This window comes from Flectobacillus sp. (assembly GCF_049240685.1).
Taxonomy (GTDB): Bacteria; Bacteroidota; Bacteroidia; order Cytophagales; family Spirosomataceae; genus Flectobacillus.
In genome coordinates this window covers 1-7,262 of record NZ_JBMLSD010000014.1, presented here as the reverse complement: position 1 = coordinate 7,262, position 7,262 = coordinate 1, and the positions used below count along the sequence as shown (strand labels likewise).

Sequence of the window (7,262 nt, the reverse complement as noted above, 5' to 3'; positions counted from 1 at the left end):
TAATGGTGTATACTTTTTTTATTTTTTAATAAAAATAATAGATTTTTTGTTGAAAAATATTTTCAAAAAGATTACTTTTTTTAGACTAAAGCTTGTAAATTCACATTCCGAAATCTATCAAATAAAGAAATTCAACAAGAGAAGATTCTAACAAGTTCTTTTGATAAAAATGAACAGAAGTAATCGCTCATTGAATATTTTTGTGTAAATTTTGCCTTTAATCAATCTGTAAATTTGATTTTGAAGGATAAAAATTTGTAAGTCAAAGCAAGCTTATTTATTTTTCGAACCTGATAGTAAAATTAAATTTTGTTACCTATTGTGATTTTTGCGTAACAAGCCTAGAATTATCTCAGAAAATGCCTAAACCTAGTCGTCGAAGGGATAGTTCATTTAAACAAAGTCATTTTTATCTTACATTTATACAACATGGCAAAGCAACAAGCTGAAGCAAGTAATCCTGCAGCAGAGAAACTCAAAGCCCTTCAAACTACGCTCGAGCGTTTGGACAAAACCTACGGTAAAGGTACCGTAATGCGTTTGTCTGACAGTAAAGTTATAGACGTTCCAGTGATTTCTACGGGCTCATTGGGCTTAGATTTGGCACTTGGTATCGGTGGCGTACCTCGTGGAAGAATTGTAGAAGTTTATGGTCCAGAATCTTCTGGTAAAACAACTTTAGCAATGCATTGTATTGCCGAAGCTCAAAAAGGAGGAGGTTTGGCCGCATTTGTTGATGCCGAACATGCCTTTGACCGTGCGTATGCCGAAAAACTTGGTATTGACACTAGCCAACTGTTGATTTCTCAGCCTGATAATGGTGAGCAAGCTCTCGAAATCGCAGAACAATTGATTAGTTCTGGAGCAATAGATATTTGTGTTATTGACTCTGTAGCTGCCTTAGTACCAAAAGCTGAACTTGAAGGTGATATGGGTGATTCAAAAATGGGTCTTCAGGCTCGTTTGATGTCTCAAGCACTTCGTAAGCTAACGGGGGTAATCAACAAAACGGGTTGTTGCTGTATCTTTATCAACCAGCTTCGCGATAAAATCGGGGTGATGTTTGGTAACCCAGAAACAACAACGGGGGGTAATGCCCTAAAATTCTATGCTTCGATACGTTTGGATATCCGTCGTATTGGACAAATCAAAGAAGGTGCTGATAATATCATCGGTAACCGTACTAAAGTGAAGGTGGTAAAAAACAAATTGGCACCCCCATTCAAGGTGATTGAATTTGATATCATGTATGGTGAAGGTATTTCTAAATCGGGAGAAGTGTTAGACTTGGCTGTGGAACTGGATATTGTAAAAAAATCTGGCTCTTGGTTTAGCTATGATGGTAACCGTTTGGGACAAGGTCGCGACGCTGTAAAAGAGATGATTCGCGATAATCCTGAATTGCTGGACGAGCTCGAACGCAAAATCAAAGATAAAGTAAAAGGCGACGATGGCGCATTGCTGGACCCTGAAGGTGGTGTTGCTGATGATGGCGAGTTGGACGAAAGTTTATAATCCTGTCTTTTATAAAGGTAAAAAGGAGAATATCGAAAGGTATTCTCCTTTTTTTATAATCTATTAATAAAAACATGCTGAAATCACTTACTGCTATTTGAAAAATTGACTATTTTGAGGGAAAGTTTTATTAAACGCCCTAAGCCGTGCTGAATTTCGAGAGTAAAGATTCTTCAAACCAACAATCACAGGTTTGCTCGTTCAAGTAATTCGACGGTAAATCTAAAACCTTAAACTTATTTAAGATGTCGATACACAAAAATCGTCGTAAAGTAGAAGTCTGTCACAACTGTCATAATATGCTGAAACCAGAGGATAATTTCTGCTCAAACTGTGGTCAAGAAAACCACGATTTGAAAGTAGGAGTGGGACAGCTATTATATGATGTTTTTGAAGGATTTACCAATTTTGATACAAAGTTTTATAATACAGTCAAATCAATTTTTTCGCAGCCAGGCAAAATTACCAAAGATTTTTTGGAAGGAAGGAGGGCTCGCTATGTGCCACCGATTCGTTTATATTTTATCGTATCTTTTGTGTTTTTTATCGCTTTTGATGAACTAGTTGAGATGGGCTTGAACTCAACAAATGATATGGCAAGGGGTGTCATTGATGGGTTGAAAGGAGATGCTCGTCGCAAAGGTAAAAGCGATGAAGGGGATGATGAAGAGAATAAAAAAGAGGACAAGTCTATACAAAATCAAGCTGTGAAAGCAGTAGCTCAAAAACGTGTAGAGAAAAGTAAGGAAATTGCTAGCCTGAATATTGAACTCGATTCGGCCATTGCCAGAGAAGATACAACTCTACAACATACTTTGGAAAGGAAGATTGCCAAAAATGAAAAGCAACTAAAAACACTTGATAAACAAACGAAGCTGGCTTCACAAGCAAAAGGATTTATTGATTATGTATCAAACTTTGATGTTTCGACGGAAGAGATTTTAGACGAAATGAATATTGCACAGGAGGATACTCTCAGAGCTGTCATTGATTCATTACCCGAGTTTAAGCAACGCCCCGTATTAATTGAAATACAAAAGCAATTGGCTTTGGACTCGATACATACAGAGGCCATTTCGGAGCCTGCGGAGGATTTGAAGGCATACTTCACAGAAAGAATGGGGCAAAAAGGCAAAATTGAGTACACCCTGATTTTACACTCTTTGAAAAACAACGTACAGGTACCTGTGTGGATAGAAGGAGTAAAGGTAGTTACCAAAAGTAGCGATGGAAGTCTGCAAAATAGAACCTATAAGAAGCGTTTGCTGAATATGAAAAATGAAGAATTAGACAGTTTGATTGCCAAAGAGGAGGGTGGTAAAAGTCCACTTGCATTTTTGAAAAGAGGTTTGCGTCGTAACGTCACCTATTACGAATTGGCTTTTGACGAAGATGCAGAAAAGGCAATTGGAGATATGGTACACTTTGGGGTAAATGTAATTTCTTTCATGATGTTTATTCTGATGCCATTGGTAGCGCTGATGCTCAAAATTAGCTACAGTAAGCGTATACACAGCATTTTGTGGTATCCTTTCAAATGGATAGGTTATAGCTTTCGATTACTAATATATGCATTGACAGCAGGGTTTATGCGCCAAAAGCCATTTCCTGCACTTCCAAAACTCTTTGATGGTCAAACTAGGTTTTATTACGAACACCTGATTTTTTCCATTCATATTCATTCAATTTTTATGCTCATGCTCATGATAATTGTTGGCATTGGCTTGTTGGTGGGGCATTGGAATATAGCATTGAGTATTGCTATGATAGTCTTTATGATTTATTTCGCCATGTCACTCAAGGTAGTATATCGACAATCTTGGCTAAAAACCATTTGGAAATCTATAGTTTTGTTTTGTATGTACTGCTTTACGTTTACTATGGTACTAGGCATTACGGGCGCTATTAAATTTGCCTTGCAATAGAAAATTGAGTAAATGATGATTCTGTAGATGAGTAATTATTCAGGAGTTGTGAGGTACTTTCTGCAAAATATCTTGACAGTTTATCAAAAAGGCGTTCGAAAAATTTATTCCGAACGCCTTTTTTGATACTTTTTCTTAAAATGATACCTCTTTAGATGCAAACATTTTGGCTCTACAAGTGAAATTTATAGTAAGAATAATCACTCATCCGAGCAATCACATTGCATACAAAAGGTTTATTACTTGTCTTTTTTGATATAAGACTTATTACCGTTTGAGTTAATATAATAACGACCACCTTTTGGTCCTTCGTAGATGGTACGACCTTTATCGTCTTTACCTATCACTTTGTCATCACCTGCGGCAGCTTTTTCAGTTTTTTTGTCAACCTTCTTCGGCTCAGGCTTTACGGTAGGGTTTTTATCGTCAGCTTTTTTAGCTTCTTTTTCTTTTTTCTTAGCTTCCTTGTCTGCTTTTTTGTCTTCTTTAGCAGCCTTATCTTCTTTTACTTTCTTGTCTTCTTTCGGAGCTTTTTCCTCTTTAGCTTTCTTATCCTTTTTATCGGCTTTGTCTGCTTTTTCTTCTTTATCCTTTTTGTCTTTCTTTTCTTTTTTCTCTTTTTTAGCGTCTTTAGTTTCGTCTTTTGGTTTTTGAGCGTTTGCGTCCCAAACTAGTACATTAGCCAACAAAAGGGCAAGGGCAAGTAACTTCTTCATTTTTTTACGATTGTTGAAATGGTTAAAATAAAAATTTCTAATAGCATGTCTATATACCTAGACTTGTAATTTTCTCTAATATAGTAAAATTTTCTATTCAGACTGTATATATCCATTAAGTCACTTTTATAGAGAGACAAACTCCAAAATATTTTTGCCGAAACAAAGGCTTTAGAGATATTTGATGGCATAAGTTTTTTAGAAAAAATCAATGTGTAACTAAAACACAATTGTATTGTATAAAACCTAGAATATTGTGCTTGTTTATGAAAAATTATTGAATTACTCCATAATTAAGATTATTTTTGCACTCGTTTGGGAAAATAGTCAATGGTATTAAAGCAAAATTATAAAGCCTTATTTTTGTTCAGCATTCTAATTATGAGGATGTTGTACTCTCCATTGGTCTATCTAGATTATAGTTTAAGAAAAGATTACATTGCCAAAAACCTTTGTCAAAACCGTACTCGCCCAAGTATGCACTGTAATGGAAAGTGCTACCTATCCAAACAACTGGCAAAAGCCGCAGAACAAAAAGAAGCTCAGCAGAAAAATACGATTGTTAGCTCTATCATAGATTTATATTGCCAAATCGGAAAGCTTGCAGCTATTCCAAAATGCGAATTATTTCTTTACGAAATACCTAATCATTTTTTCTTACCAATCATCTATTTAGAAAGCTTCTTTTCGAAAGTCTTCAAGCCACCTACTTATTAATTTTTCAAACTACTTTACGGGAGTTTAGGCTATGGTGTATTATGACCTAATACGCGTGTAGCGCTATATATCTGTACGCACTACTTTCATAATTAGTACAGAGAAAGAGTACCGTTTTCTGTTTTGGACAGAAGCTGAGCGACTATTTTCTCTAATATAAGGCTAGGTTTATCCTATCTATTATTCCAAATTATAATCTCATGAAAAAAGTACTTTTTTCCATTCTATTTATAGGTAATTATGTTGCTTCTCAAGCACAAGAAAAAGATTCTACTATTCTAAAAAATACCGATTTACACGAAGTAATTATTCGTGGGGTAAACAGTTCGGCTGACGTGTCGAGTGAGTACACTTCGAGAATGCCACTGAAAAATTTGGAAAACCCACAGGTAACGCATTCTGTAAATAGCAAGTTGATTTTGAATCGTAATTATTTTGTGCAATACAATATGCTTTCGAATGTGACGGGCGTATCGCCAAGTTGGGCTGGTGTTTCACCCTATTACACAGTGAGAGGATTTCGTACACGCTCTAATTTCAGAAATGGTGTATTGGGATATGTGGCCTCTGACATCGACCCTGTGAATATTGCTCAGTTGGATGTCGTAAAAGGACCAAGCGGAACTTTGTTTGGAAGTTCTATGACTGTTTTTGGAGGCGTAATCAATCGTGTAACAGTCAAACCACAGGATGACAATTTTGCAAGTATCACCTTGGCTGGAGGTAATAATAATTTTCAACGGGCTACTGTTGATGTCAATGCAAAGTTAGATGCTCAATCAAAAGGTTTGATGCGTGTAACGGGTGCTTATACAAACAAAGAAAGTTTTCAAGACCAAGGAATTTATCAAAACTTATTTTTGGCGCCAAGCTTTACTTACAAAGCATCAGATAAATTAAGAATTGATGCAGAAGCAGAGATTTTGAGAAGAGTTTCGACCAATAATATGCTCTTGACACCCATGAACCCACTCAAAGGTGGTGTGTTGACGTATGCAGAAAGTCCGAATGGCTTGAATTTGGATTATTTTAAATCTTATACTGACAACAGCGTTTTGTTTAAAACAACAGCGATTAATTTGTACGGGAAAGTGAGTTATATAATCTCGAACCGCTGGAAATCTGAGACCAATTTAATGAGCTCTAACAGCGAGTCGTATGGTAATTATCAAACCATGGTTATGACCAATAATAACACCTCAATAGTTCGTAGAATCGTTAATTATGCACCTGAGACAATTGTTAACCAACAAATACAACAAAACTTCATTGGTGATTTAACAACTGGTTCGGTACGTCATAGAGTTTTATTAGGCGCTGATTATTATAGATATGTTTATGGTACTACGGCAAATGGATTGGACGGCTCAAGAGCTAATGCAGCCAACGGTGTAGCACGCCCTACTTTTGATACGGTGGCAGTTGCAGGGAAAAGTGTAAACTATGGCTTGCTCAATGAAAGTGAAATCAATGGCAGATTGTTAGGAAAAGTACCTGCTATTACAAAAACTACCTTGACTACCTATTCTTTATATGCTTCAGATGTGATTAATCCTACCAAAAACCTGACCTTGATGTTGAGTGCAAGAGTAGATTTCTTACAAAATTCAGGTACTTATAACAAAACTACGGATGTTTGGACAGGCGCTTATAATCAGACTGCCTTTTCTCCTAAAGTGGGATTAACGTATCAGTTATTGCCCGAACAATTGGCCTTTTTTGCGAGTTATATGAATGGTTTTCAAAATGTAGCACCCGTGAGTCAGGTAGATGGGACTGTTTCTAATTTTAAACCACAATATGGCAATCAGTTTGAAACAGGCTTTAAATATTCTCAAGAAAAACATTTATTGGACGCAAGTTTAAGTTTGTATGATATTAGAATTAGCAATACGGTGCGAGCCAATCCTGAGAATGTTTCGATGTTTATCCAAAATGGAAAGCAATATAGCCGTGGTGTAGAATTGGATTTACAAAGTCGTCCGCTCGAAGGCTTATATCTTCATGCAGGAATTGCCTATAACGATAGTAAATTAACGGCGTCAGACGCTAATACAGAAGGTTTGAGACCTGTAAACTCAGGACCTGCTTGGATGAGCAATTGGTATGGGAATTATACTTTTATGAAAGGTACATTAAAAGGATTTTCATTAGGTTTTGGGGGTAATTATTACGGTAAAGACAATATTATTAACACCAAATCTGCTGGAACATTTGCTACAGATGCTTACACGCTGTTTAATGCAGTAGTGAGCTATTCTCAAAAAGCCTATACATGGTCGCTGAGTGGAGATAATATCTTTGATACGAAATATTATTATGGTGGTCGTGGATTTATTACGCCAGGCAATTTACGTCAGGTGATTCTTTCTTTAAAGTTGAATTTATA

5 protein-coding genes are annotated in these 7,262 nt (G+C 36.2%); 4 read left to right on the top strand and 1 reads right to left on the bottom strand.

Features of this window, described 5'->3' with window-relative positions:
- The first annotated feature begins 429 nt into the window (after positions 1 to 429).
- Both recA and ACOVQ4_RS00710 read left to right on the top strand, forming a co-directional pair.
- Positions 430 to 1,515, top strand: a complete 1,086-nt coding sequence (gene recA / locus ACOVQ4_RS00715) for a recombinase RecA (protein ID WP_421818761.1) — start codon at positions 430 to 432, stop codon at positions 1,513 to 1,515.
- Positions 1,516 to 1,760: 245 nt separating this feature from the next.
- Positions 1,761 to 3,440: a DUF3667 domain-containing protein gene (locus tag ACOVQ4_RS00710; RefSeq protein ID WP_421818760.1), complete on the top strand. Its 1,680-nt coding sequence runs from the start codon at positions 1,761 to 1,763 to the stop codon at positions 3,438 to 3,440.
- A 239-nt stretch (positions 3,441 to 3,679) separates the two neighbouring features.
- Here the strand turns inward: ACOVQ4_RS00710 and ACOVQ4_RS00705 are convergent, their stop codons facing one another.
- Positions 3,680 to 4,156, bottom strand: coding sequence for a hypothetical protein (locus tag ACOVQ4_RS00705; RefSeq protein WP_421818759.1), 477 nt, complete (start codon positions 4,154 to 4,156; stop codon positions 3,680 to 3,682).
- Positions 4,157 to 4,543: 387 nt separating this feature from the next.
- Between ACOVQ4_RS00705 and ACOVQ4_RS00700 the strand changes: the two genes are divergently transcribed.
- Together ACOVQ4_RS00700 and ACOVQ4_RS00695 are read left to right on the top strand one after the other, a co-directional pair.
- Positions 4,544 to 4,873: a hypothetical protein gene (locus ACOVQ4_RS00700; protein WP_421818758.1), complete on the top strand. Its 330-nt coding sequence runs from the start codon at positions 4,544 to 4,546 to the stop codon at positions 4,871 to 4,873.
- Between the two features lie 200 nt (positions 4,874 to 5,073).
- Positions 5,074 to 7,262: TonB-dependent siderophore receptor (locus ACOVQ4_RS00695; RefSeq protein WP_421818757.1), on the top strand; the 2,189-nt coding region annotated here is incomplete at its 3' end.